The sequence below is a fragment of the Rhizomicrobium electricum genome, assembly GCF_011762045.1.
GTDB lineage: Bacteria > Pseudomonadota > Alphaproteobacteria > Micropepsales > Micropepsaceae > Rhizomicrobium > Rhizomicrobium electricum.
This window is the reverse complement of record NZ_JAASQS010000007.1, coordinates 290,798-317,779: the sequence shown is the minus strand read 5'-3', so window position 1 is coordinate 317,779 and position 26,982 is coordinate 290,798. Positions and strand designations below refer to the sequence as shown.

Annotated in this window: 20 protein-coding genes; 13 read left to right on the top strand and 7 right to left on the bottom strand. The window is 63.3% G+C overall.

Annotated elements, in window-relative coordinates; genetic code table 11:
• Positions 1 to 5 precede the first annotated feature (5 nt).
• From FHS84_RS15505 to FHS84_RS15490, 4 genes are all read left to right on the top strand, one after another.
• Positions 6 to 1,430, top strand: coding sequence for an efflux transporter outer membrane subunit (locus FHS84_RS15505; protein WP_425061567.1), 1,425 nt, complete (start codon positions 6 to 8; stop codon positions 1,428 to 1,430).
• Between the two features lie 13 nt (positions 1,431 to 1,443).
• Complete coding sequence (locus tag FHS84_RS15500; protein WP_208393901.1) at positions 1,444 to 2,466, top strand: HlyD family secretion protein; 1,023 nt, start codon at positions 1,444 to 1,446, stop codon at positions 2,464 to 2,466.
• Between the two features lie 14 nt (positions 2,467 to 2,480).
• The gene (locus FHS84_RS15495; RefSeq protein ID WP_166935942.1) at positions 2,481 to 4,013 is read left to right on the top strand and encodes a DHA2 family efflux MFS transporter permease subunit; all 1,533 of its coding nucleotides are present in this window, start codon (positions 2,481 to 2,483) and stop codon (positions 4,011 to 4,013) included.
• A 100-nt stretch (positions 4,014 to 4,113) separates the two neighbouring features.
• Positions 4,114 to 4,455 (top strand): TetR/AcrR family transcriptional regulator, encoded by a 342-nt coding sequence (locus FHS84_RS15490; RefSeq protein WP_166935940.1) that lies wholly within the window; start codon positions 4,114 to 4,116, stop codon positions 4,453 to 4,455.
• A gap of 2 nt (positions 4,456 to 4,457) precedes the next feature.
• Here FHS84_RS15490 and FHS84_RS15485 read toward each other — a convergent pair whose 3' ends face one another.
• Positions 4,458 to 5,135: a FadR/GntR family transcriptional regulator gene (locus FHS84_RS15485; RefSeq protein ID WP_166935938.1), complete on the bottom strand. Its 678-nt coding sequence runs from the start codon at positions 5,133 to 5,135 to the stop codon at positions 4,458 to 4,460.
• Between the two features lie 172 nt (positions 5,136 to 5,307).
• On the opposite strand from FHS84_RS15485, the gene FHS84_RS15480 reads away from it, so the two are divergent.
• Both FHS84_RS15480 and recQ read left to right on the top strand, forming a co-directional pair.
• Positions 5,308 to 5,976 (top strand): MBL fold metallo-hydrolase, encoded by a 669-nt coding sequence (locus FHS84_RS15480; RefSeq protein WP_166935936.1) that lies wholly within the window; start codon positions 5,308 to 5,310, stop codon positions 5,974 to 5,976.
• Between the two features lie 70 nt (positions 5,977 to 6,046).
• A complete protein-coding gene (gene recQ / locus FHS84_RS15475) occupies positions 6,047 to 7,861 on the top strand; it encodes a DNA helicase RecQ (RefSeq protein ID WP_166935934.1) in 1,815 nt (604 codons plus the stop codon).
• Here recQ and FHS84_RS22265 read toward each other — a convergent pair whose 3' ends face one another.
• Positions 7,862 to 9,253: a histidine kinase dimerization/phospho-acceptor domain-containing protein gene (locus tag FHS84_RS22265; protein WP_166935932.1), complete on the bottom strand. Its 1,392-nt coding sequence runs from the start codon at positions 9,251 to 9,253 to the stop codon at positions 7,862 to 7,864.
• Positions 9,254 to 9,374: 121 nt separating this feature from the next.
• Between FHS84_RS22265 and dusB the strand changes: the two genes are divergently transcribed.
• The 3 genes from dusB (at position 9,375) to FHS84_RS15455 (ending at position 13,190) form a co-directional block, all read left to right on the top strand.
• Positions 9,375 to 10,370: a tRNA dihydrouridine synthase DusB gene (dusB, locus tag FHS84_RS15465; RefSeq protein WP_166935930.1), complete on the top strand. Its 996-nt coding sequence runs from the start codon at positions 9,375 to 9,377 to the stop codon at positions 10,368 to 10,370.
• Positions 10,371 to 10,612: 242 nt separating this feature from the next.
• On the top strand, positions 10,613 to 12,517 hold the full coding sequence (locus FHS84_RS15460) for a potassium transporter Kup (RefSeq protein ID WP_166935928.1): 1,905 nt from the start codon (positions 10,613 to 10,615) through the stop codon (positions 12,515 to 12,517).
• A 94-nt stretch (positions 12,518 to 12,611) separates the two neighbouring features.
• A complete protein-coding gene (locus FHS84_RS15455; RefSeq protein WP_166935926.1) occupies positions 12,612 to 13,190 on the top strand; it encodes a hypothetical protein in 579 nt (192 codons plus the stop codon).
• A gap of 29 nt (positions 13,191 to 13,219) precedes the next feature.
• Here the strand turns inward: FHS84_RS15455 and FHS84_RS15450 are convergent, their stop codons facing one another.
• Entirely contained in the window at positions 13,220 to 13,894 is a 675-nt protein-coding gene (locus FHS84_RS15450; protein WP_166935924.1) for an HAD family hydrolase, read from the bottom strand.
• Between the two features lie 163 nt (positions 13,895 to 14,057).
• On the opposite strand from FHS84_RS15450, the gene FHS84_RS15445 reads away from it, so the two are divergent.
• Positions 14,058 to 14,759, top strand: a complete 702-nt coding sequence (locus FHS84_RS15445; protein WP_166935922.1) for a hypothetical protein — start codon at positions 14,058 to 14,060, stop codon at positions 14,757 to 14,759.
• A 71-nt stretch (positions 14,760 to 14,830) separates the two neighbouring features.
• Here FHS84_RS15445 and uxaC read toward each other — a convergent pair whose 3' ends face one another.
• Positions 14,831 to 16,246: a glucuronate isomerase gene (uxaC, locus tag FHS84_RS15440; protein ID WP_166935920.1), complete on the bottom strand. Its 1,416-nt coding sequence runs from the start codon at positions 16,244 to 16,246 to the stop codon at positions 14,831 to 14,833.
• Positions 16,247 to 16,386: 140 nt separating this feature from the next.
• Between uxaC and FHS84_RS15435 the strand changes: the two genes are divergently transcribed.
• The 3 genes from FHS84_RS15435 (at position 16,387) to FHS84_RS15425 (ending at position 18,823) form a co-directional block, all read left to right on the top strand.
• The gene (locus tag FHS84_RS15435; protein WP_166935918.1) at positions 16,387 to 17,232 is read left to right on the top strand and encodes a cytochrome b/b6 domain-containing protein; all 846 of its coding nucleotides are present in this window, start codon (positions 16,387 to 16,389) and stop codon (positions 17,230 to 17,232) included.
• Complete coding sequence (locus FHS84_RS15430; RefSeq protein ID WP_166935916.1) at positions 17,222 to 18,004, top strand: molybdopterin-binding protein; 783 nt, start codon at positions 17,222 to 17,224, stop codon at positions 18,002 to 18,004. The genes FHS84_RS15435 and FHS84_RS15430 overlap by 11 nt, the downstream gene beginning before the upstream one ends.
• 90 nt (positions 18,005 to 18,094) lie before the next feature.
• A complete protein-coding gene (locus FHS84_RS15425; protein ID WP_166935914.1) occupies positions 18,095 to 18,823 on the top strand; it encodes an MlaA family lipoprotein in 729 nt (242 codons plus the stop codon).
• A gap of 16 nt (positions 18,824 to 18,839) precedes the next feature.
• Here the strand turns inward: FHS84_RS15425 and FHS84_RS21925 are convergent, their stop codons facing one another.
• From FHS84_RS21925 to FHS84_RS15410, 3 genes are read right to left on the bottom strand one after another with little or no spacing between them, the layout of a single operon-like run.
• Complete coding sequence (locus FHS84_RS21925) at positions 18,840 to 22,169, bottom strand: efflux RND transporter permease subunit (protein ID WP_166935912.1); 3,330 nt, start codon at positions 22,167 to 22,169, stop codon at positions 18,840 to 18,842.
• Positions 22,166 to 25,273, bottom strand: a complete 3,108-nt coding sequence (locus FHS84_RS15415; RefSeq protein ID WP_166935910.1) for an MdtB/MuxB family multidrug efflux RND transporter permease subunit — start codon at positions 25,271 to 25,273, stop codon at positions 22,166 to 22,168. The genes FHS84_RS21925 and FHS84_RS15415 overlap by 4 nt, the downstream gene beginning before the upstream one ends.
• Before the next feature lie 18 nt (positions 25,274 to 25,291).
• Positions 25,292 to 26,854: an MdtA/MuxA family multidrug efflux RND transporter periplasmic adaptor subunit gene (locus tag FHS84_RS15410; protein ID WP_166935908.1), complete on the bottom strand. Its 1,563-nt coding sequence runs from the start codon at positions 26,852 to 26,854 to the stop codon at positions 25,292 to 25,294.
• Between the last annotated feature and the right edge of the window lie 128 nt (positions 26,855 to 26,982).

Sequence of the window (26,982 nt, the reverse complement as noted above, 5' to 3'; positions counted from 1 at the left end):
GGGGTATCAAGGGCGGTGCCCGCAACGGTGCCGCCCTTGCCCTTCTCTTTCTGCTCGCCGCCTGCGCACCGAACCTGGGCGACAAACCTGTGCCGCAGGATCCGGCGGAGTTCGCCACTACCGAAAGCTTCAAGGCCCCGGTCGCGGATTGGCCGAAGGAAGACTGGTGGAAGTCCTATGGCGACCCGCAACTCGATGCGCTGATCGCGGAAGCCTTGCAGGATTCGCCGTCGCTCAAGGTTGCCGCCGCGCGCGTGCGCGCCGCCGAGGCCGAAGCCGGAATTGCCGAAGCTGATCTGTGGCCGACGCTCAATGCCTCCGGATCGCTGCAGGAATACGAGATGAGCAGCAATCAGATGGGCAAGAGCTTTCGTGCGGCGATCCCAAAAGGCTGGCATCACATGGCGAGCCTGTCGGCCGGTCTGAGCTACGAACTGGATCTCTTCGGCAAGAACCGGGCGGCGTTGGCTGCGGCGACCAGTGCCGCCGAAGCGGTCAAAGCCGATGAAGCGGAAGCCCGGCTTCAGCTCTCTACCGCGATGGCGACGGTCTATGCCGATCTCGTTCAGCTCTATGCCGAACGCGATCTGGCCGCTGAAGCCGTGCATCAGCGCCAGGAAAGTGCCGAACTGGTGCGGCAGCGCTTCAATCACCATCTCGAGAACCAGGGGGAACTGGCGCAGGCCGAAGCCCAGGTCTCGGCGGCCCTGACCGAGGCCGATGTCGTGGCGCGGTTGATCGCCAATACCCGCAACCAGCTTGCGGCCCTGATGGGCAAAGGCCCGGATCGCGGTCTTTCGATCACCCCGCCGGCCCACGCCGCGGTTTTGAAACCCGCCGGATTGCCGCCGCACCTGGCCATCGATCTGATCGGGCGGCGCCCCGATATCGTGGCGGCGCGAAAGCGCGCCGAAGCCGCGGCCTCGGCCATCGACGTGGCGAACGCCAATTTCTATCCCAACATCGATCTGGTCGGGAACTTCGGCGTGATGACGCTCGACGCCAAGACTCTTTTGACTGCCAGCTCGGAAATGGGCTCGTTCGGCCCGGCGATCACCCTGCCGCTGTTCGACTACGGGCGGCTGACGGGAATCTATACCAAAGCGCGCGCCGACTACGACGCCGCCGTGGCCGCCTATGACATGACGCTTACCGGCGCCCTGCGCGACGTGGCGAATGCCTACACCAACCGCCGCAGCGCCGAGACCGAGTTGATGCACGCGCGCGATACGCTGGCCTCGGCACGGCAGTCCTATGCCGTCATCAAGGCCCGCTACGGCAAGGGTCTGGCCCGCTACATCGACGTGCTCACGGCGGAAACCTCGCTCATCCAGCAGCGCCGTGCCGTCGCCGATCTCGAGGCCAACGCCTTTGCGTCGGACATCGCACTCGTCCGCGCCCTCGGCGGCGCAGCCATAAAGCAAAACTAAGGAGTTTGTTCCAATGAGTGAGCCAGCTTGGCATGACGGCGATGCTGTGCCTTCTCCGTCGGAGGCCGATCGCAAAAAGCAGATGCGCAAACGGGCGTTCGCGGCTCTCGGCGTCCTTTTGGGAACGGCCGCGCTCGCAGGCGGGGTCTGGTGGTTTGTCGAGGGGACGCGGTATGTCAGCACCGACAATGCCTATGTTGCGGCCTCCAGCGCTCAGGTGACCCCGCTCACCAGCGGCACAGCCATAGAAGTCCTGGTGCAGAACGCGCAAAGCGTCAAACGCGGCGATGTGCTGCTCAGGATCGATCCGGCCGATGCGCAATTGGCGGTCGATCAGGCCGACGCGGCCTACCGCCTGACGATCCGCAAGGTGCAGGGCTACTTCGCCGCCCTTGATGCGCGCAAAGCCGACTACGAGCGCACCAAGCTCGACTACGAACGCCGCACGGGCCTCGTCAAAAACGGCGCCGTCTCCGGCGAGGAACTGGCGGCGGTCAAGAACAATTTCGAAGCCGCCAAAGCCGCCTTGAACGCCGCCGAAGCGCTCATTCAGAATACGACCGTCGAAAGCCATCCCGAAGTGCTGGCGGCCAAAGCGGCCCTCAACACCGCCCGGCTGAATCTCGAACGCACCGTGGTGCGGGCGCGGGTGGACGGCATCGTTTCGCAGCGTTCGGTGCAGGTCGGACAGCGCGTGCAGGCCGGCGTGCCGGTGATGGTCGTGGTTCCGATCGACCAGGTCTATGTCGACGCCAACTTCAAGGAAGATCAGCTTGCGAAAGTCCGCCCCGGCCAGCCGGTAGAACTCACCGCCGACCTTTACGGCTCGTCGGTGAAATTCCACGGCCGCGTCGCGGGTCTTGCCGGCGGAACCGGTTCGGCCTTTGCCCTGATCCCCGCGCAAAACGCGACCGGCAACTGGATCAAAGTGGTGCAGCGCGTGCCGGTGCGCATCACGCTCGCGGCGGACGAATTGAAAGCCCATCCCCTGCGGGTCGGCTTGTCGATGGCCGCCTCGGTCGACGTTTCGAAATAAGCGGAGCCAAGTAATTGAGCGGCATCGGGCACTCCAGCGAACCCCATGGCATGCAACTCGTTGCGGTCGTGATTGTGTTGGCATTGGCCAACTTCCTGGCCATCCTCGACACCACGATCGCCAACGTGCTGGTGTCGCATATCGCCGGTTCGCTGGCGACCTCGCCGTCGAACGGCACCTGGGTGATTACCGGCTACGCGGTGGCGGAAGCCATCATGGTGCCGCTCACCGGCTGGTTGGCCGGTCGCTTCGGGCCGGTCAAGGTTTTCACCACCTGCATTGTCGGCTTCGCCGTGTTCTCGCTGTTGTGTGGCATGGCGACCTCGCTCGACATGCTGATCGCCTTCCGCGTGCTGCTCGGCATCTGCGGCGGGCCGCTGATTCCGCTGTCGCAGACCTTGCTGCTCAAGACCGTACCCCAGCGCCACATGAGCTTGTCGCTGACGGTGTGGTCGATGGGCTCCGTGCTGGCTCCGATCGCCGGCCCGGTGATCGGCGGCATAATCGGCGACAATGTCTATTGGGGCTGGGCCTTCTATTTCAAAGTGCCTCTGGCGCTGGGCATCGCCTTCCTCGCCTGGCGGATCTTGATGCCGCATGAAACGAAGGGCGAGAAGGCCAAGGTGGATTATATCGGCCTCACGCTCCTGGTGGTGTGGGTGGGCGCCCTGCAGATCATGCTCGGCAATGGCCAGGACAAGGACTGGTTCAATTCGCAGTTCATTACCGTCCTCGGTATCATCGCGGCGGTCGGCTTCATCTGCTTCGTGATCTGGGAATGGACCGACCTCAAGCCAATCGTCGACTTGCGCATCTTCCGCAACCGAGCCTTCGCCGTGTCGATGGTAGTCATCGGTATCGCCTTCAGCACCATGTTCGGCGGTTCGATCGTGCTGGTGCCGATGTGGCTGCAAGCCAACATGGGCTACACCGCCACCTGGGCCGGATACAACGCGGCGCTTTCCGGCGTCACCATGCTGATTTTCGCGCCGATCACGACATCTTTGATGAAACGGTACGACATCCGGGGGATCGTGTTCGTCGGCCTCATCCTGGTGGCCGCCGCGAACCTGATGCGCGTGGTCTACAGCGATCAGATCACTTTCTGGCAGTTGATGTGGCCGCAACTGGTGTTCGGCGCCGGCATGGTGATGACCGTCGTGCCGCTGATCGAGATGTCGACCTCGTCGCTCGACGACAAGGATATCGCCAACGGCTCGGGCCAGTTCAATTTCGTCCGCACGCTGGCGAGCGCGATCTCTACCGCCGTGGTGGTGGCGGCCTGGAACGATCAGATCAAGGCCTGCAAGGACCAACTTGTCGGCGCGATGCAGAACACTTCGAGTGCCATTCAAGTTGCGCAGAACGCCGGCATGGACGGCGAACACGCCCGCGCCATGGTCGATCTGGTGGCGCAAGGCCAAAGCGTGATGCAGGCGACCAACAACACCTTCCTCGGCCTCGGCCTCATCACGCTCGTCGCGGCGGTCCTCGTCTGGATCGCCCCGCGCCCGCCGAAAAGCACCGGCGCGCATATCGGACACTGAAGTTATGGCTGTAACCCCAGGCAGCATGACGGGAAGCATTGGTATAGCGCCAGGAAGACGCACTCGCACGCTGCGCGCAGAAAGGAACGAGAAGATGAGTATGGCTGATAAATTCGCAGAATCGATCACGCCGGCCAGCCAGCCAACTGCTGCTGCGAGCCCCTCTGCTTTTCACAAGAAGACCGAACCCCTGGAGGCGGCCGAAGGAGGCAAGCCCAAACGGCACTTGCGGAGCTGGAAGCGCCGCAAGCACGACCGTCCGGTTGAGATCCTGGCTGCCGTCAAAGCCGCCATTGCCGAACACGGAATCGAAAGCGTGCGGATGGAAGACGTCGCGAACCGGGCCAATGTTTCCAAGGGAACCTTGTACTGCTACTTTTCCAACAAGGCCGAACTTCTGGCGGCGGTCGATATGAGCGCCGGCGCCCATATCGAGCATTGAGGCTATGGCATCAGCCGCTTGCGGCCTTCCCACAAGTGCCAGCGCATGGCCAGGGCGGCGCCTTCGAAATCCTGCGCCCGGATGGCTTCGACAACGGCCTCGTGCTCGCGCATCATCGCCCCGATCACTTCGGGCGGTCGCGCCCGCGAGATCTCGACGCCGGCCCGCATCACTTTGTCGACTTCATCGAAGAGCGCTTCGAACGCGGTGAGGAATGCGGAGTTCGCGGTCGCCAGAACGATCTTGCGGTGAAGCTCCATGTCTTCGACGTGCGCCGGTTCGTGCGACAAAAGCTTCTCGCGCAGCTTGGCCAGCGCCTCTTCGATGGCCATCAGGTCCACGGCGGACCGGCGGATGGCCGCCAACCGGGCCGCTTCCGATTCCAGCACGAAGCGCACTTCGTAGGTTCCCAGTATGGCCGACAATTCGGACGTCGGGGCATAGGCGATCAGGCGGTCCGATGGCCGGTGCTTGACGAACGACCCAGCCCCCCTCCGGGCCTCCGTAATCCCGTCGGACGCGAGCCTGACGAGCGATTCACGAATGATGGAGCGCGACATGCCGAACATCTCGGCAAGCTGGGCTTCCGACGGCAGCCGGTCGCCCACGCCCAACTGGCGCGAGGCGATGAGATCGACAATTCCCGAATAGGCTTGGTCGGCAAGCCGCGTTCCCGTCATCAGGCAACCCCATGGGCGTTAGCAGTTCGGCGTTCCGGTACGCGCGCTTCGAGGAGGTAGCCCAAGCGTCTCCTCGGGCAGAATGTAGCAGGCGTCACTACGTCGAGGTAGCTCTCGGAGCCTACTTGTCCTACAGGTTTGGCAACAGCTATCGCCCAAACCCGAGATTCGCATGCCGTCCCCGTCCTTCCGTGCCGCCATCCTTCCCGTGACGCCCTATCAGCAGAACTGCACCCTTCTGTGGTGTGAAGACACCAAGAAGGGCGCGATCATCGATCCGGGCGGCGATGTCGAGCGGCTGATCGGCGCGGCGGCGCAAGGTGGCGTGACGGTCGAGAAGATTTTTCTCACCCACGGCCATCTCGACCATGCCTCGGGCGCGGCCGACCTCAAGCGGCGGACCGGTGCCGTTCTGGAAGGTCCGCATCGGGACGATACGTTCCTGCTCGATGCTCTGGCGGAAAACCGGCGTATCCCCGGTTTCGGGCATGCCGAAGCATGCACGCCGGATCGATTTCTTGCGGACGGCGATACGGTGTCGTTCGGGAATGTCACGTTCGACGTGGTGCACTGTCCCGGCCACACGCCCGGCCATGTCGTCTACGTCTCGCGCGAGGCCAATATTGCGTTCGTCGGCGATGTCCTGTTCCGCGGCTCGATCGGACGCACCGATCTTCCGGGCGGCGATCATCCGGCGCTGATCCATTCGATCCTGGAAAAGCTCTGGCCGCTCGGTAACGCGATGCAGTTCGTGCCGGGCCATGGTCCGGTGTCGAGTTTCGGCGAGGAACGCCGTTCCAATCCGTTCGTCGGCGACGCCGTGACCGGCCGCAACTCTTAAGCACATTACAGCGCACGTCCGCGGCATCTCGAACGGATAGTATGCGGGCCAATCTCCTGATTCGAAGGCCATGAGCGTTCCCGAAATCCGTCCTGCGTCGTGCCGGCAAATCCTCAAGGACGTGTTCGGCTATTCGCAGTTCCGGCCCGGCCAGGAAGACGCGATGAACGCGCTCATGGGCGGGCGCAATGTGCTCGCCGTGATGCCGACCGGATCGGGCAAATCCTTATGCTTTCAGGTTCCGGCATTGGCACTCGGCAGCCTTGCGATCGTGGTGTCGCCGCTGGTGGCGTTGATGCAGGACCAAGTCACCGCGCTGCAACTCGCCGGTGTTGCGGCCGACACCATCAATTCGTCGCGTCCCTACGACGATAACGTCGCGGTATGGCGGCGTGCGGCGGCGGGACAATTACGGCTTCTCTATCTGTCGCCCGAACGGCTGATGACCGCAGCGATGCTGAAGGCGCTCGGTAAACTTTCGCTGTCGTTGATTGCGGTCGACGAAGCGCATTGCATTTCGCAGTGGGGTCCGGCGTTCCGCCCGGAATACGCGGCGCTGGCCGGCCTCAGCGAAGCGTTTCCGCGCGTGCCGATCATCGCACTGACGGCGACTGCCGACGAGTCGACGCGCGCCGACATCCGCGCCAATCTGTTCGGCGGCGAGGTCGACGAGATCGTGCTGGGCTTCGACCGGCCCAACATCCGCCTGACCGTGGCGCCGAAACAAGGCTGGAAGCAGCAACTCCTCGATTTCGTCAAAGCCCATCCCCGCCAAAGCGGCATCGTCTATTGCCTGTCGCGCAAGCGCACCGAAGAAGCCGCGGCCCTGCTGGTGGAGGCAGGCGTGAGGGCACTCGCCTATCACGCCGGCATGAGCGACGAGATTCGCGAGGCCAACCAGAATGCCTTCATGTCGGAGCCGTATGTGGTGATGGCGGCAACCATCGCGTTCGGCATGGGCATCGACAAGGCCGACGTGCGATATGTCTTTCACGCCGACCTGCCGGCGAGCCTCGAAGCCTATTACCAGGAGATCGGCCGCGCCGGCCGCGACGGCAAGCCGGCCGAGGCGCATATGCTGTACGGCCGCGGCGACATTCGCATGCGCCAGATGTTCATCGACCAGGAAGAGACGAGCGACGAGCACAAGCGGCGTCAGCACCAACGCCTGTCCGCCTTGATCGGCTATTGCGAAGCCTCCTCCTGCCGCCGCAAGGCGCTGCTCGCCTATTTCGGGGAGCAAGGCGAGGAGTGCGGCAACTGCGATGCCTGTCTCGATCCGGCGACGCTGGCCGATGCGACCGGCGAGGCGTGGATGGTGCTCGACCTCATCGAGCGCACCGGCGAGCGCTACGGCGCGGCTCACATCATCGATATTCTGCGCGGCGCCGAGACGGAGAAGATTGCCGCCTGCGGCCACGACCGGTTGGACGGCTACGGATCGGGACGCTCGCACAAGAAGGAAGAATGGCGTTCGCTGATCCATCAATTGGTGGCGGGCGGACTTTTGATCCACGACGTCGCCGGTTATGGCGGACTGTCGCTTTCGCCCGAGGGCGAACTTCTGCTCGGCGGCAAGCGCCGCTTCATGGCCCGTCAGCATCGCCCAACGCGCAAGGAACGCAGGGCGGCCGAGGCCGCGGAACTTCCCGAAGCGCGGATGGACTTGTTCGTGGCGCTCAAGCAGCTTCGCCTGGCCATGGCCAAGGATCGCGGCGTGCCGGCCTACCTCGTCTTTCCCGACCGGACGCTGCAGGAAATGGCGCGCAAGGCGCCGCGCGATCTGGAATCCTTTGCGGCCATCAACGGCGTCGGCGCCACCAAGCTCAAGGAATTCGGGCCGATCTTCATCGCGACGATCAAAGCCTACCGCGACGGCGACTGATTACGCTGCCTTATGGATGCCGGCACTGACGCGGTCGGAGCCGAACTCGCACCACACCCGCGTGCCAACATCGGGCTTGCTTTCGATATGGAAGCCGGCGCCATGAAGTTCGATCAACGCGCGTGCCAGCGGCAGACCCAAGCCGGTACCGCGCCCCGCCACCGCAGTCACATGCGTCAAGGCCGAATAGGGCGCCAGGGCTATGCGGATGCCGTTTTCGTCCATGCCCATACCGCAGTCCTCGACGCCGACCTGGAGCGCGCCGCCCTCCGCCAGGCTCGCGAACAGAACGACCTCGCCACCGGGCCGCGAATATTTGATCGCGTTGGAAAGAAAGTTCTGCACGATCTGCCGCAACGCCTGTTCGTCGGCCCGCACTGTCAAATCTGCGGGGGCGGCAATCGTGATAGCGACATGCGCGGCAGCCGCCGCACTCTCGGCTTCGGCCGCGAGATCGTCCAGCAGCGGAGCAAGGCAAAGCTCGGTCTCGACCAGTTCGCGGCGGCCGGCCTCGATCTTGGAGAGGTCGAGCAAATCGTTGATCAGCGCCAGAAGCCGCACGCCGCTGTCGTGAATGTCGGCGACGTATTCGCCGTACTTGGCCGGCGATACCGGCCCGAGCACGCCTTGGCTCATGATTTCGGAAAAGCCGATAATGGCGTTGAGCGGCGTGCGCAATTCATGGCTCATCGACGCCAGAAACGAACTTTTGGCCTTGTTGGCAGCCAGAGCAGCATCGCGTGCCGCTTCCAACTGTCCGACCAGAGCCTCGATGGTGAGCCGTCGCGAAACGGATTCGCGGAAGGTCTTGTAATGGCGGATCGCCACCATCGCCAACAGACCGCAAAACAGGAACTGGATGACCGGCAGAACGGCATCGAGCCGGTTGCCGGTGTGCAGGTAATGGGTCGAAATTACCGGCACGTAGACAAGCAAAGCCGGCAACGACAGTTGGATGCAGGGGCCATAAATCTGCACGGCCGAGATCAGACCGGCGAGCAGAAAGATCACCAGAAACGCATTGTTGCCGGCATTGCCGTCGATCCAGCAGATCGGCACATAGGCCGCCCAAACGAAATGCAGCGGCAGCATCAATGCCAGAGCTTTGACCATGAAAGCACCGGCCTCACCCTGTTCATACGGTGCCAGGAAGACGCGCCGTCTCAGCGGCGCCGTGAGGATCGGGTAGAGGACGATCAGCGCAGTCCAGATCGCGGCAGACGCCACTGTCGTCCATTGCAAGGCGAAAGCGCCGAAAAACAATCCGAACACCAGCGTGCCCGCCGGACGAACGTTGGCGTGAACCGACCGCATCAGGTCGATCTGCAGGTTCGCTTCGATAGCGGTTTTCGGCTGCAGCCGTCGGGCTGCAAGGGCGAAAAGTGTGGGCACTGCACGGGTCCTCCGCCCTCCATCCTGCCGGAACAAGGTAAAAATTCCCTTCGCGTTTAACGCGAGTAGCGCGGAAGGGCACGACTTGTACGGCGGACGCGGCTCTGCCAAACCCTCGCCCATGCAGGACGAATTCCAGATCGGCAGCGTGACTATTGGCACGCGCGCCTTGCTTGCGCCGATGAGCGGGGTCTCCGACCTGCCATTCCGTCGGGCCGCCGCGCGCGCCGGGGCGCGCTATACCGTGACCGAAATGGTGGCGGCCGATGCGCTGGCCAGCGGGCGCCCGGATGTGGTGCGCCGGGCACGCCTCAATGGCGACGACCTCAACGTGGTGCAGCTGGTCGGCCGGGAAGCCCGCTGGATCGGGCTCGGCGCCAAACTGGCGGAAGAGGCCGGTGCCGACATCGTCGATCTCAACATGGGCTGTCCCTCGCGCGAGGTCACCGGCGTCCTGTGCGGCGCGGCACTGATGCGAAATCTCGATCATGCCGAACGGCTGATCGACGCGGCGGTCGCCGGTACCACGCGTCCGGTGACACTGAAGATGCGGCTGGGCTGGGACGATGCCAGTCGCAATGCGCCGGAACTGGCGGTCCGAGCGGAACAATGCGGCGTCCGGGCGATCACGGTGCACGCCCGGACCCGCAACCAGTTCTACAAAGGCGATTGCGATTGGCATGCCGTGAAGGCGATCAAGACCGCCGTCAAAGTGCCGGTGATCGTCAACGGCGATATCGTCGATGCCGCCTCGGCCCGCGAAGCATTGAAGCAATCGGGTGCCGATGCGGTGATGATCGGGCGCGGCGCCTGCGGCCGGCCGTGGATCGCGGCCGCGATTGACCGGCATCTGCGCACCGGTGCCGAGGTAAGGGAACCGTCCATGACGGAACGGCTCGCTATCGCGCTCAATCATCTTGCCGACAGCGTCGCGTTCTACGGCGACAAGAACGGCGTGAAGATTTTCCGCAAACACCTTGCCTGGTATGTCGAACAGGCACCGCTGCCCGTCGATGCCGAAAAGCGGCGGGCCGCCAAATCGCACCTCTGCCGCCTCGCCGATCCCAAAGCGGTGGAAGCCGGTTTGACTGCACTGTGGTCGTCCAGCGCATCCTAACGTTCGGGAACGCGAACGCTGACGCTGACGCTGACGCTGACGGCGAAAATATAAATTCCATATATTTGACGATGCGGTTTCGTGTGGAACCGATATAGGCCGATGGCCGCTTTCATGAATTCGTCAGGCGAACGCGGAAAAGCAGCGTAAAATCGCGACTTTCGAGGGAACTCCCTCTTGCGGGGCCGGTGGACGAAGCTATTTTCCGCCGCCCTCCGGCTCCGACGCTCGGGGGCATGTGCATGGACAGAGTGAGCACCACCATCGAAGCTTCCCCGCCTGCCGACCACGCCCAGCGCAATGTGGCGCTGACGATCGGCGCGCTCGGTGTCGTCTATGGCGACATCGGCACCAGTCCGCTTTACGCCCTCAAACAATCGGCACTCGCGGCCGGCCACCACCTCTCGGTGCAGGGCGCGATCATGGGCGTGACCAGCCTCATCGTATGGGCGCTGATCGTCGTGGTGACGCTGAAATATGTCGTGCTCATCATGCGCGCCGACAATGACGGCGAAGGCGGCATTCTCGCCCTCGCGTCGATGGCGCATCGCGTGCGGCGCCTGTCGCGACCGGCAAAAACCGCGATCGGCACGGCGGCGATCTTCGGCCTTGCGCTTTTTTTGGGCGACGGCGTCCTGACACCGGCGATGTCGGTGCTGTCCGCAGTCGAAGGACTCGCAGTCGAAAACAAGGCCTTCGATCATCTGGTGCTGCCGCTGTCGCTCGTTATCCTGGTCGGGCTGTTCGTCATCCAGTCGCACGGCACCGAAAGAGTTGGACGCCTGTTCGGCCCGGTCATGGTGGTGTGGTTCGTCGTGATCGCCGCTCTCGGTCTCGTTTCGCTGGTCCAGACGCCGCGAATTCTACTGGCGATCAATCCGGTCTATGGCTTGATGCTATTCGTCGAAGAACCGTGGACCGCATTTGTTGCGCTCGGCTCGATCGTGCTGGCGGTAACGGGGTGCGAAGCGCTTTACGCCGACATGGGGCATTTCGGCAAAAGGCCGATCCGCGTGGCATGGCTCGGCTTCGTGTTTCCGGCGCTGCTGCTGAACTATTTCGGCCAAGGCGCCTCGGTTCTGCGCGATCCCGACCATGCCGCCATCGCATTCTTCTCGATTGCACCGCATTGGGCCCACTATCCGCTGGTCGCGCTCGCCACCATGGCCACGATCATCGCGAGCCAGGCCGTCATCACCGGCGTCTATTCGATAACCCGGCAGGCGGTGCAGCTCGGCCAGCTGCCGCGGATGGAAATCCGCCATACCTCGGCTGAGGAATCCGGCCAGATCTACGTCCCGCGCATGAACGTCTATCTCGCCGTGGGCGTGGTGCTGGTGGTCTTGATCTTCCGCACCTCCGACAATCTCGCCGCGGCCTACGGCATCGCGGTGACCGGCGTGATGGGACTTTCCACCATCCTGGTCGGCATCGTCGCGATCAAACAGTGGGGCTGGCGGCCCAGTATCGTGGTGCCGCTGTTCGGCGTGCTGGCGCTGGTCGATTTCGCGTTCCTCGCCTCCAACGCGCTCAAGATTTTCGAAGGCGGCTGGCTTCCGCTGCTGATGGCCGCCGCCGTTTACGTGGTCATGGACACTTGGCGCCGAGGCCGCCGGGCGCAGACCGACCGCCATCACACCACGGCTATCGCGCTGACGCCGTTCCTGGCCAATGTCGACCGCATTTCCACGCGCGTCGCGGGTACCGGCGTGTTTCTGGCGCCGCGCGCCGATGCGGTACCGGGATCGCTGCTGCACAATCTCAAGCACAATAAGGTCCTGCACGAGCGCGTCCTGATCGTCGACGTGCGCGTTGCCGAAACGCCGTTCGTGCCGGCCGACAAGAAGCTTGATATCGAAAAGCTGGGCAAAGGCTTCTTTGCCGTCCACATCCGGCACGGTTTCTTCGAAAGCCCCGATCTGCCCAAGTCGCTCGCCGAGGCCCGCCGCTTCGGACTTGCCATCGACCCCGAGACGACCAGCTATTTCCTCGGCCGCGATACTCTGGTGGCGGCCGATGCCCCGGTGCTGCGCCGCTGGCGGCTGGCGCTGTTTACCTGGCTCGTCACCAACGCCCAATCGCAGGCCCGCTACTACCGCCTGCCGACCAATCGCGTTGTCGAATTAGGCGCACAGGTGGCGCTCTAGGCTGATCTGCCGACGGTCTTCGCGTCTCGCGCCCGCCCGCTGCAACGGGGCACGCAACTATGCTATAGCACACCCGGTTCTGGGGAAATTCATCATGCACTTGCGTTTCATGGCGGCCGTGGCCGTGCTTTTGGTCAGCGCCTCTGCCGCTCACGCCGGCCTTGCCGAAGAGCTGATCGCTGCCATCAACAAATGCGAGTCGATGCCCGACACGAACACGCGCCACACCTGCTACGACAGGCTTCCGGCGGTCGTGAAATCGCTGACAACACAAGCGACAGCTCAGGCATCGGCAGCAGCCCCGATGCCGGCGACAACCCCGATGCCGGCAGCGACCCCGACGGCGGCAGCAGCAACACCGGCACCCGCCCCGGCAACGCCTGCTCGGCCGGAATCGAAGGGTTTCTTGGCCAGCCTTTTTGATTCGGATGACGACCCGCTCCCGGCTGAAATCACCACCGCAACGGTCGAATCCTACACCTTCGATTACGGCATCTTCGTTGTGACGCTCGATAACGGGCAGGTCTGGCGTCAGGTCGCAGCGCTAGGCGATCGCGTTCCTCTCAGTCAGGAACGCAAGAACCAAGTCAAGATTTGGCGCAAGGCGAGCGGCGAGTTCGTCCTGAAGATCGACAACTCTCCGACCAAATACCACGTCCGGCGCATCAAATAGCCGGCGATCCGAAGCAATCCGTTGTCCCGCTAGCGCCGCCCGCCCACCTCGTCGAGGTGTTTGAGCAGATCCGACGGGTCTTCGTAGACGCGCACGGCGCCGGAGCGCTCGAGTTCGTCCTGGCCGTAACCGCCCGACAGCAGCCCCACGCCGAGAGCGCGGCAGCGGCGGGCCGCCAGCATGTCCCAGATCGAGTCGCCGACCACGACGCAGTTCTCGATCGGCTGCCCCAGCTTTTCGGCCGCAGTGAGGAACAAGTCCGGATCGGGTTTGGCGTATCGCACCATGTCGCGCGTGACGACGACGTGTTTGTCCGGATCGACGCCGAGAGCGTCCAGGTTCGGCTTGGCGGTCTCGATGCGGCCGGAGGTGGCGATCGCCCACGGAATACCGCCCTCGTCCAGCGCCGCAAGCAATTCGCGGGCGCCGGGCAGCGGCTTCACCATTTTGCCGATGCGGTTGTAAGCCGCCGCATGGCGCTCCCTGAGGCGCTGCAGCAGTTCCGGGGTGATGGTGAGACCGGTCTCACGCAAGAACTGGTCGACGAACAGGCCGCCGCTCATGCCGATCTTGCGATGGATGCGCCACACCGACAGTTCGACCCCTTCGGCGTCGAGTGCCTCCATCCAGGCCAGAACATGCTGATAGACGCTGTCGACCAGCGTGCCATCGAGATCGAACAGGAAGACCGACTGGATGTGCATGGTTCACCTTGCGAATCTGGGCCAGAAGGGCCGACTGCGTGCATAGGGCGCAATCGAAACAGCGGCAAGACGGGGTTGCGACATATTCGTCACCGCCTTGGCCCTTACCCGCAGCCTGCACTAAAATTATTCCCCTGGGAACGGTCAGCAAGGGGAGATTCGTATGCGGTTCTCGCGTCTGGGTATTTCAGCCGTCTTCGCGGCTTTCATCATGGTTCTTCCGGGCGCACAGGCCCAATCGATCGCCGATCAGGCGGACGAAGCGGAAATCACCGCGATGGATCTCGAAAAGGCCGGCAATCTCGACGGCGCCGTCGCCAAGCACCGTGAAGCCATCAAGCTGCTCGAGCCCATCGCCAAGTACGCCAAGAAGACGGCCACCTTCAAAGAGAACTTCGAGATCACGCTGCTCAACGCGGCGAATGCCAAGTTCAATGCCAAGGATCAGGCCGGCGCCGTTGCCCTTCTGGAAGAAGCCGTGGCGCTCGATCCGGCGGGCAAATACGCCGTAACCAAGAAGGTCAAGGAGAGCCTTTCCGCAGTGAAGGGCGCCTCGCTCAATCAGGAAGGCGTCAACCTCCTCAAGGCCGGTAATGCGGCCGGTGCGGTCGAGAAGTTCAAACAGGTGCTGGACCTCGATCCGACCAACAAGGCGGCCAGGATCAATTGCGACGTCGCCGAGGCGCAGGTTGCGCTGACGGCCGGCGATCCGGCCACTGCCGTCGCCAAGATGCAGGATGCGGTGAGCCTCGATCCGTCGCGGCAGTTCCTCCAGGACGAGCTGACCAAGGTGAAGGCTGCTGCCGACGCCAAGGCGGCCGAAGACGCCAAGAAGGCGGAAGAAGAAGCCAAGAAGAAGAAATAAGCTCCGACATCACCAAAAACGAAAAGCCCCCGCCGCGAGACGGGGGCTTTTTTGTTGGGTTTGCCGAACGCCTATTTCAGATGATAGGCCTTCTTCGGCAGATGATAGGCGAGCGCCACGGCGACGTCGGCAGCCTCTTCTTCATCGAGCCGCTTGGTGGCAACGAGTTCGGCGAGATACACGCAATCCATCCGGCGGGCGACGTTGTGGCGGGCCGGGATCGACAGGAAGGCGCGGGTGTCGTCGTTGAAGCCGGCGGTGTTGTAGAAGCCGGCCGTCTCGGTGCAGTTGCGACGGAAGCGGATCATGCCTTCCGGTGAATCGTGGAACCACCATGCCGGGCCGAGCGTCAGGCACGGATAATGGCCGGCCAGCGGCGCCAGTTCGCGCGCATAGTTCGATTCATCGAGCGTGAAAAGCAGGATCGTGAGATCGGCGCGGTTTCCGACCTTGTCGAGCAGCGGCTTCAGATTGTCGACATACGAAACGCGCATCGGAATGTCGGCGCCGCGGTCGGGACCGTAGCCGGCAAACAGTTCCGGATTGTGGTTGCGGAACGAACCTGGATGGATCTGCATGGTCATGCCGTCTTCGATCGACATCAGCGCCATCTCTGTCAGCATCTGGCCGCGGAACATCTCGCATTCGGTCGGCGTGAGCACGCCCTTCAGGGCGCGGTCGAGCATACGCTGGCATTCGACTTCCGGCAGATCGGCGGTGATCGGTGTCGGATGGCCATGATCGGTCGCCGTCGCGCCGCCGACTTCGCGGAAATACTGGCGGCGGTTCTTGAGGGCGGCGAGATAGCCCTTCCAGGTCGCCACATTCTCCTTGGTGAGTTCGGCGAGGTCGGCCATGTTCTGGACGAACCCGTCGATCTCGGGATTGACGACGCCATCGGGCCGGAAGGTGGTGATGACGTGGCCGTCCCATTCCTTCTTGATCTTCTGGTGATGGACGAGCGGGTCGGTTGCCCCTTCGGTGGTCGCCAGCGTCTCGATGTTGAAACGCTTGAACAGGGCGCGCGGCTTGAATTCGGGGGTCGCCAGCTTTGCTTTGATGACGTCGTAATAGTGATCGGCAGTCGAGCCATCGAGGCGCACGTCGATCCCGAACACGGTCGAGAATGCGTGGTCGAGCCAAGTGCGCGAGGGCGTACCGCGGAACAGGTAATAGTGCTCGGCAAACAGCCGCCACGCTTTGCGGCGATCGGGTTCGGCCGTGCCGCCCTTGGGGGCGAGGCCGAGCTGGGTCAGCTTGATGCCCTGGCTGTAGAGCATCCGATGCACATAGTGGTCGGGCCACAGGAACAGCGACGTCGCATCTTCGAACGGCGTGTCATTGGCGAACCACGACGGATCGGTATGGCCGTGCGGGCTGATGATCGGAAGGTTTTCGACTTTGGCGAACAGGCGACGGGCGATGTTACCGGTATCGGTATCCGGCTGAAAAAATCGATCGGGGTGCAGGCGAAGCGGGGTTGGCATGGAAGTTCCTCTGGCAAGGCGGGGGTAAGGTAATCTTCCCGTTCAAGCGATGTCTATCGATATCAGAGACTTGGCTCCGGTTGGCAGGTCTAGGCCGACCCTGTTAGGCTGCGCGGCGAAATATCGCGGGAGCCGTGAAAATGCCGTCCTGGCAACGGATTTTCGGCCTTGCGCCGCCCGGCCCCGTCATTGTGGTCCGCCGCCATGCCGTAGTGACGCGGATCGCGCATTGGGTGAACGCAGTGTGTCTGCTCGTTCTGCTGATGAGCGGGCTTCAAATCTTCAACGCCCACCCGGCCCTCTACCTGGGAGAGGCGTCCGAGTTTACCCGCCCGGTTCTCGCCATGACGGCTTGGGAAGGCCCTGACGGGCTCAAGGGCTACACCTGGATCGGCCAGCACCGGATCAACACCACGGGCCTGCTGGGCGTCTCTAACGTCGAGGGCGTTGCCACACCGCGCGGGTTTCCCGCCTGGGCCACCCTGCCCGCCCCCCAATGGCTCGCCATGGGCCGGCTCTGGCACTTCGCCGCCGCCTGGCTGTTCGCCGTGAACGGCTTGCTGTTCGCGCTGTGGGCCGTCTGGCGCGGGCATCTCCGCCGCGACCTGCTGCCGACGCGGAGAGACTTGAAGGCGCTGCCGCACACCGTGATCGAGCACCTCAAGCTGCGTTTCCCCAAAGGCGACGCGGCCCGGCGCTACAACAGCCTGCAGAAGCTCAGCTACCTGATCGTCATATTCGGGCTCGGACCGCTCGTGCTCGCAACCGGCCTTACGATGTCGCCGACCATGGATGCCGCCTTCCCGCAGCTGTTATGGCTGTTCGGCGGCCGCCAGACCGCGCGCACCATTCATTTTCTCTGTGCTTTCTCGTTTTTCGGTTTTTTCCTCGTCCATATCGTCATGGTGGTTCTGTCGGGCGCCTGGAACAATCTGAAGTCGATGATTACCGGCCGCTACGTCATCGAGGACAATCATGGCGACTGACCGCGCGCTTGCCCGCCGCCGTTTTCTCGCGCGCATCGGCGCGGCCGGAACCCTTCTGACCCTGTCCGGATGCACGAAGCTGTCGCAAAAGCCGTGGGTGGCCAATCTGCTGGGCGAAGTCGAGAAACTGACCCTGCGGGCTCAGCGCCTGTTTGCCGGCAGCCACGCTCTGGCCCCCGAATACGCCGAAGCCGACATCGCGCCCGACTTCCGCGCCAACGGTACGCAAGATCCGGCCAGCGATGCCTATAGCGCCCATGTGGCGAACGGCTTTGCCGACTGGCGCATTACGGTTAGCGGCTTGGTCGAACATCCCCTCTCCTTGTCGCTGGCCGCGTTGAAGGCGCTGCCGTCACGAACCCAGATCACGCGTCACGACTGCGTCGAGGGCTGGAGCTGCATCGGCAAATGGACGGGCGTTCCGCTCGCAACCGTGTTGGCGGCCGCGAAAGTGAGACCGCAAGCGCGCTACGTCGTCTTCCACTGTGCCGACAACATGGCGGCGGCGGGAGACGTGCCGCAGTTCTATTACGAGAGCCTGGACCTGTTGGAAGCGACGCATCCGCAAACGATTCTCGCTTACGAACTCAACGGCGCGCCCTTGCCGGTCAAGAACGGCGCCCCCGTCCGGCTCCGGGCCGAACGTCAGCTCGGCTACAAAATGGCCAAGTACATCAATGGCATCGAACTCGTTACGGACCTGTCCGGCATCGCCGGCGGACGGGGCGGATATTGGGAAGATCAGGGGTATAGCTGGTACGCCGGAATCTGACCCGAATTCCCCTTGAAGGCTGAGGCTTGAAACCCGATATTCACCATTGCGTTGAACAGTACGTGTTCGTTTCCCCGGGTGGGCTTTTGTATGCTGCAGAAGATATTCACGATCGCCATAGTGGGCGTATTGGCGGCGGGTTGCGCCGCCAGCAAAGACCCTGAAGCCATCGCTCAGAACGATCCTTACGAGTCGACCAACCGGTCGATCTTCGATCTCAACACCAAGCTCGACAAGTATTTCGCCAAGCCCGTCGCCCAGGGCTACAACACCGTCGTGCCGCAATTCGCCCGTACCGGCGTGCACAATTTCCTGGCCACGCTCGACAAGCCCGTCACCTTCGGTAACGACCTGTTGCAGGGCGAAGGCACGCGCGCGGGCGAAACGCTCGGCCGCTTCACCGTGAACGTCACGCTCGGCGTCGGCGGTCTCGTCGACGTCGCCACCATGATCGGCATTCCCGACCACAGCGAGGATTTCGGCCAGACGCTCGGCGTCTACGGCGTCGGCGAAGGCCCCTATCTGGTGATGCCGTTCATGGGACCGAAGCCGCCGCGGGATCTCGCCGGCGGCATCGTCGATATCTTCATCGACCCCACCACCTATATCAGCTTCCACGGATCCGATACGTGGTATGCGGTGCGTTCGGGTGTTTCGGTGCTCGACCTCAGAGCGCGCAACATCGACACGTTGGACCAGATCGAGCGCACCTCGATCGATCTCTACGCGACGACGCGCAGCCTCTACCGGCAGTACCGCAATTCGGAAATCCGCAACGGCGCCCCCGATACCTCGGACTCCGACACGCCGGACTTCTGATCTTCCGTCCGCGCGGCTATTCCCCGGCTTCCGGCATCGGATCGCCGAGCAGGCGCGCGTAGAAGCGATTCCAGCGGCGACCGGCCCATAACCGGAAACGATCCATATAGAGATAGATCACCGGCGTGGTGTAGAGCGTCAGGACCTGGCTGACGATGAGGCCGCCGACGATCGAGATGCCAAGCGGCTGACGCATTTCCGAGCCCGTTCCGAAGCCCATCGCCAGCGGCAGCGCACCGAGAATGGCCGCGAAGGTCGTCATCATGATCGGGCGGAAGCGGAGCTGGCAGGCTTCGTAGATCGCCTCGCGCGAGGTCAGCCCGCGACGGCGTTCCGCATCGAGCGCGAAGTCGACCATCATGATCGCGTTCTTCTTCACGATGCCGATCAACAGGATGATGCCGATGAAGCTGATGGTATTGAAATCGATCGTCTGATTGAACTTGCGCGCAAACAGGAGCGCAATCAGCGCGCCGACGCCTGCCGACGGCAGGGTCGAGATGATCGTGATCGGATGGATCAGGCTCTCATAGAGCACGCCCAGCACGATATAGACCGCCACCACCGCCGCCAGAATCTGCCAGAGCTGACCGGAATTCTGCGACTGGAACAGCCGCGCATTGCCGGCGAACTCGCCATGGATCGAGATCGGTACGTTCAACTGCGCCATGACGCGGTGGATGGCATTGACCGCATCGCCCAGCGTCTTGCCCTTGGCGAGTTCGAACGAAAAGGTCGTCGCTACGAACGGGCCCTGATGATTGATCGACAACGGCATCAGGCCGGGGCCGAACGAGGTGAAGGCGGAGAGCGGCACCATCTTTTCCTGCCGCGTCGAAATCGACGCCGCGGTGGAGGCGCTGCCGCCGACCGATGTCACCAGCGCGTTCATCTGCTGATTGCGGCGGGCGTCGTTGGCGACGTCGGCGGCGGTGAGCTGGGCGGTCGACGACACCACCGTGCCAGCGGCCGCGCCCGACGAAGCGGTACCGGAAATCGCTCCACCCGAGGTCGAGACGTAGATGTCCTTCAAAGTCTCCGGGCTCTGCCAGAAGGCGGGCGCCACACCCATCACGACGTGATACTGATTGAGGTCTTCGTAGATGGTCGAGACTTGGCGCTGGCCGAAGGCGTCGTAGAGAGTCGAGGTGATCTGGGTCGTCGAAACGCCGAGGCGGGCGGCGGTGGCGCGATCGATCTGGAGCTGGACTTCGAGCCCGGCATCCTGGCGGTCGGAATTGACATCGGCGATCTCCGGCACGTTGAGAAGCGCATCGGTGATGCGCGGCACCCAAGTGTCGAGATCGCTGAGCGTGTCGCCGAGCATGGAGTACTGATAACTGGAATCGCTCTGGCGGCCGCCGGCGCGGAAATTGCCCGCCGCACGAAGGAAAATACGCGCCCCTGCGATGCCTTTCAGCTTGGTGTTCAAGCGCTCGACCACATCGTTGGTCTTCATGCCGCCGCGCTGCGGCAGCGGCTTCAGCTGGATGAACACGTTCGCCGAATTGACTGAGCCGCCGCGCGGCCCGCCGCCGCCACCGCCGGTGAAGCCGGACACGGTGTCGACCGCCGGATCGGCCGCGATGATTTTCACGAACTGGGTGAACTTCTGCTGCATCAGCTGGAAGCTGATCGCTTGATCGGCGCGAATTTGGGCCTGTACCTGGCCGGTATCTTCGGCCGGCAGCAAGCCGGTCGGCATGTTAATCCAAAGGAATATGTTGAGGGCGAAAGTGACGACGAACACAAACATGATGGTCAAGGGGTTCATCAGGGCCCAGCCCAGCGTGCGGGCATAGGTGCGCTTCATCCACTCGAATGCCGCTTCGGACCGCCGCAGAATGGGACCCTGCCCGCCTTCGCCGTGCTTGAAATCGAGATGGCCGCACAGCATCGCGGTCGTGGTCAGCGAAATGACCAGCGAGATGCCGACCGCGGCGGCGAGGACCACGGCGAATTCCTGGAACATCCGCCCGATCGGACCGCCCATCAGAAGGATCGGAATGAACACCGCGATCAGGCTGAGGCTCATCGCCACCACAGTAAAGCCGACCTCGCCGGTACCGACCATCGCCGCTTGGAGCCGCGGCATGCCCGCCTCGATGTGGCGGGTGACATTTTCCAGCACCACGATGGCGTCGTCGACCACAAACCCCGTCGCCACCGTCAACGCCATCAGCGACAGGACGTCGAGCGTGAAGCCGCAGAGATACATCACCCCGAAGGTGCCCAGAATGGACAGCGGCACTGCAACCGAAGGGATGATGGTGGCGCGCCCGTTGCGCAGGAACAGGTAGACCACCATCATCACCAAGAGCACGGCGATCACCATGGTGATCTGCACGTCGGTGACAGAGGCCTGGATCGACTGGGTGCGGTCGTTGACGATGTCGAGATGGATGGCAGGCGGCAGCGCGGCCTGAAGCTGCGGCAGCACCTTTTTCACGTTGGCGACCGTCTCGATGATATTGGCACCGGGCTGCCGGGTCAGGATCACCAGCACCGCCGGCTTACCGTTGGCCATCCCGAGATTGCGGACATCCTCGACGCCGTCGCTGACCTCGGCGACATCCTGCAGGCGCACCGCGGCGCCGTTGCGGTAAGCGACGATCAGGCTTTTGAAATCGTTCGCGGTGCGCGCCTGGTCATTGACATAGACCTGGTAGCGCCGGGGCCCATCTTCCAGCGCGCCTTTGGGCGCGTTGGCATTGGCCGCACTGAGCGCGGCACGAACGGTCTCCAGACCGACTCCGTATTTGAACAGCGCCCGCGGATTGAGATCGACGCGCACCGCCGGCAACGACGAGCCCGACACCTGCACCTGCCCGATGCCGCCAACCTGGCTGAGCTTCTGCGACAGAATGGTGGAGGCGGAGTCGTAAATCTGGCCGGGCGTCAGCGTGTCGGAAGTCAAAGCCAGGATCATCACCGGCTGATCGGCCGGATTGATCTTGCGATAGGTCGGATTGGACCGCAGTGCAGCGGGAAGATCGGCACGCGCCGCCACGATCGCAGCCTGCACGTCGCGCGCCGCCCCGTCGATGTCGCGATTGATGTCGAACTGGAGCGTGATGCGCGACGAGCCGACCGAACTCGACGAGGTCATCTCGTTGACCCCGGCGATAGTGCCGAGATGACGCTCCAAGGGAGTCGCCACGGTGGACGCCATGACCTCGGGACTGGCGCCGGCCATCTGGGCCGATACGAAGATCACCGGCATGTCGACCGAGGGCAACGGCGCCACCGGCAACAGGAAGTAGGACACGATGCCGGCCAAAGCGAGCCCCATGGTCAGCAACGTGGTGGCCACCGGGCGCTCGATGAAGACCCTGGAGATATTCATTGCGGCACCGCGCCCGCCGGAGGCCCACCGCGGCGGCGGCGGACGCGCTGCACCAGCGTATCGAAGTAGATATAGACCACCGGCGTGGTGAACAGGGTGAGAAGCTGGCTGACCAGAAGGCCGCCGACGATGGCGAGGCCGAGCGGGTGACGCAGCTCCGACCCGGTGCCCGAGCCGATCATCAACGGCATGGCGCCGAGCATGGCGGCCATGGTCGTCATCATGATCGGGCGGAAGCGCAGCAGTGCAGCCTGATAGATGGCATCGCGCGGCGACTTTCCTTCGTGGCGTTCGGCTTCGAGCGCGAAGTCGATCATCATGATCGCGTTCTTCTTGACGATACCGATCAACAGAATGATGCCTATGATCGAGACGACATTGAGATCGTTACCGGTGATCATGAGGGCGAGCAGCGCTCCGATACCGGCCGACGGCAGTGTCGACAGGATCGTGACCGGATGGATGAAGCTCTCGTAGAGCACCCCAAGCACGATGTAGACCGTCACGATGGCGGCGAGGATCAGGAGCAGCTCGTTGCCGAGCGTCGACTGGAAAGCGAGCGCCGAGCCCTGGAAGCTGGTGTTGATGCTGGTGGGCAGCTTCGCGTCGGCCTCGGCCTTGCGCACCGCATCGACCGCGCTGCCGAGCGAATAGCCGGGGGCCGCATCGAACGACACCGTGGCGGCGGGGAACTGGCCCAAATGGTTGTTGGCGAGCGGCGTCAGACGCTCTTCGACACGGGCGATGGAGGATAGCGGCACCTGCCCGCCGCCCGACGACGGCAGATAGATATCGCCCATCGCCGCCAGCGATTTCTGTTCCGGCCCGCCGGATTCGAGGATGACGCGGTACTGGTTCGACTGGGTGAAGATGGTCGAAATGATGCGCTGACCGAACGCGTCGTAAAGCGCGTTGTCGATGGTCGCCGCCGTGATGCCGAAGCGGGCGGCGTCGTCGCGGTCGACGGTCACGAAGGCGGCCAAACCCTTGTCGGTGAAGTCGGTCGACACGTTGGCGAGCTCGTGCCGCTTCTGCATGCTTTCGACCAGCCGCGGCACCCAATGATTGAGGACCGAGGTGGAAGCGTCTTCGAGCACGAACTGGTATTGCGCCCGGCTGACCGTAGAGTCGATGGTCAGATCCTGCACCGGCTGCACGAACAGCGAAATGCCGGCAACCGAGCGGGAGCTATTCGACAAGCGGGCGAGAATGTTTTCGAAACTCGAGCTGCGCTCGCCTTTGGGCTTGAGATTGATCAGCAGACGGCCGGAATTGAGCGTGGTGTTGGTGCCGTCGACGCCGATGTAGCTCGACAGGCCGGCGACATCCGGGTCTTTGAGCAAAGCGGCGGCCAACGCTTCCTGGCGCTTCGACATCTCGGCGAACGAGACCGTCGGTCCGGCCTGACTGATGCCTTGCACGAGACCGGTGTCCTGCACCGGGAAGAAGCCCTTCGAGATGACCGCATAGAGGAAGACGGTGAACAGCAGCGTACCGACGGTGACCTGCAAGGTCAGGCGCTGGTGGCTCAAGACCCAGATGAGGCCGCGATCGTAAGCAGCGACGAGGCGGTTGTAGTATTCCTCCGATTTCGCGGCTACGCGCCCTTGCGGCTTGCCTTCGGTCCGGTGGCGCAGAAGCTTGGCGCACAGCATCGGCACCAGCGTAAGCGACACCACGGCCGAAATCAGAATGGTGATGGCGAGCGTCACGGCGAATTCGCGGAACAGACGGCCGACCACCTCCTGCATGAACAGGAGCGGAATCAGCACGGCGATCAGCGAAATGGTCAGCGACACGATGGTGAAGCCGATCTCGCCCGATCCCTTCATCGCCGCTTCGTACGGCGACATCCCCTGCTCGAGATAGCGGGAAATGTTCTCGATCATCACGATGGCATCGTCGACCACGAAGCCGGCGGCGATGGTGAGCGCCATCAGCGACAGATTGTTGAGCGAATAGCCGAGCAGGTACATCGCCGCGAAAGTGCCGACGATACTGAGGGGCACGCTCAGGGACGGGATGAACGTTGCCGACAGATTGCGTAGGAATACGAAGATCACCAGCACGACCAGCACGACGGCAAGCGCCAGTTCGAATTGCACGTCGGCGACCGAGGCGCGGATGGTGTTGGTGCGGTCGGAAACGACGTCGACCTGGACCGAGCCCGGCAATCCCGCTTCGATTTCCTTCAGGACCTTCTTTACCGAATCCGCCACGGCGATGACGTTGGCGCCCGGCTGACGCTGGACGTTCACAATGATCGCCGGCGTGGTGTTCATCCAGCTCGCGAGCTTGGTGTTCTCGGCCGAGTCTTCGACCGTCGCCACGTCCGACAGATAGACCGGCGCGCCGTTTTTGAAGGCGACAACGATCTTCTTGTATTCCTCGGGAGTCTGGATCTGGTCGTTGGCGTTGATCGTGTAGGAGCGCGACGGCCCGTCGAAGCTGCCTTTCGGCGCGTTGGTGTTGGCGTTCGAAATGGTAGTCCGCAGGTCGTCGATATTGAGGCCGTAATGGGCCAGCGCCTGGATGTTGGCCCGCACCCGCACCGCCGGCCGCTGGCCGCCGTTGATCGAAACCAGACCGACGCCGTTGAGCTGCTGCATCTTCTGGACGATGCGCGTCTCGGCCAGATTCTCGAGCTGCGGCAGCGTCATGGTCTTGGAATGCACCGCCAAGGTCAGGATCGGCGCATCGGCCGGATTGACCTTGTTGTAGATCGGCGGCGCCGGCAGCGATTGCGGCAGCATGTTGCCGCCCGCGTTGATCGCCGCCTGAACCTCCTGCTCGGCGATATCGAGCGACAGGCTGAGGTCGAACTGCAGGGTAATGACCGACGCTCCGCCGGAGGAGATCGACGACATCTGCTTGAGGCCGGGCATCTGCCCGAACTGGCGTTCGAGCGGCGCCGTCACCGAGGTCGTCATCACGTCCGGGCTGGCGCCGGGCAGGAAGGTCACGACCTGGATGGTCGGGTAATCGACCTGCGGCAGCGCCGACAGCGGCAGGAACCGGTAGCCGAGGATGCCGACCAGCATGATCGCCAGCATCAGAAGCGAAGTGGCCACCGGGCGTTTGATGAACGGTGCGGAGGGGTTCATGGGATAGGTGCCCTCACATCAACCCGGAGGCGGTCCTCCTGGAGGCGGGCCGCCGCCAGGACGACCGAATCCGCCACCGCCAGCACCGCCGCCGTGGCGGCGCATCTTCTTCATCTCGGCCTTGCAGGTGTCGCTGAAATCGTCGCGATGCTCACGCATGCACATGAACATCTCGGGCCCCTGCTTGCCGTCGCAGTACTTCTTGATGTCGGCACCGCACGCAGCTTGCATCGCGGCACGACGCTTGGCTTTGTCGGCATCGCTCAACCCGCCAGCGGCGGTCCCGGCCGGTGCCTTGACGCCGACGACTTTTTCGCCGCCCGGAATGGTGACCTGCCCGCCGTCGCGCAGGCGGTCGGCACCATCGGTCACGACGGTTTCGCCGGGATTAAGTCCATTGGCGACGGCGACCTTGTCGCCCTGCTGCACACCAAGCGTCACGGTACGCATCAACACGACTTTCTTGGACTTGTCGGTTTCGTCGTTGCGTACCACGAACACGAACGTGCCGGAGGCGCCGCGCTGGATGGCGGCAGCCGGAATCACGACTTGATCCTGAAGCGTATTGACCAGCAGACGCACATTGACGAACTGGTTGGGGAACAGCCGGCCGTCCTCGTTGGTGAACATGGCCCTGAGCTTGACCGTACCGGTGGTGGTATCAATCTGGCTGTCGACGGCCGTCAGCCGCCCGGTGGCGAGCTTTTCCGTCTGGGCGCGGTCGTAGGCGTCGACCTGCATGGCCTCGCCGGCACTGAAGCGCTCCATGATGGCGCCGACATTGTCTTCGGGCACCGTGAACAGTACCGAGATCGGCTCCATCTGCGTCACCACCACGATCGGCGTGGTCTGTCCGGCGCTGACGAAATTTCCGACATCGACCTGACGGATACCGGCGCGACCGGCCACCGGCGCGATGACCTTGGTGTAGCCGAAATTGACCTCGGCAGCCTGTACGTTGGCCCGATCGGAAACGACGGTGCCTTCGTCCTGTTTCACCGTCGCGATCTGGTTGTCGAGATTCTGCTGCGAGGTGGCTTTGGCGGCCATCAGAGCCTGCTGACGCTTCAACTCGAGACGGGCGTTCTGGAGCGAAGCCATATCGCGGGCGAGCTGCCCTTTGGCCTGATCGAGCGCCGCCTGGAACGAGCGCGGATCGATCTCGGCGAGCACGTCACCGGCCTTCACCATCTGACCTTCATGGAAGGTGAAGCGGATGACCTGTCCCGAGACCTGCGGCCGCACACTGACGGTCGCGAGCGGGGTTACGGTGCCGAGCGCGTTGAGCGTGACGTCGATCGGCCCCTTGACAGCGCGCGCCACACCGACCGGCTGAGGGCCGCCCATGCCGCGCGGCATCTCATTGCTTTCGGTCGGCAGAAGCCACCAGACGAACAGCCCGACCAGCACCAGCGCGAGCGCGATCCAGAGCCATTTGTTCAATTGCGGATGGCGCTCGCGCCAACGCCCGTAGGCGTTGAGCTCCCCGTCGGCACCTGTCCCGAAGCGACGGTGGGCTTCGGTGAAATTGCGCTTGGCTGCGTTTTTGGCAGTATCAAATCGGCTCGACTGATCGTTCATGGCTCCACCCTTAACGGGTCAAACGCGCTGGGCGCGGAACCCGGTCGGAATAACAGAGCGATTTTTCCTAGGTTTGTCCGATTTGTCGCTAAAACTAAGGGCGCGCAGACAATTCTGCGCGCCCTTTA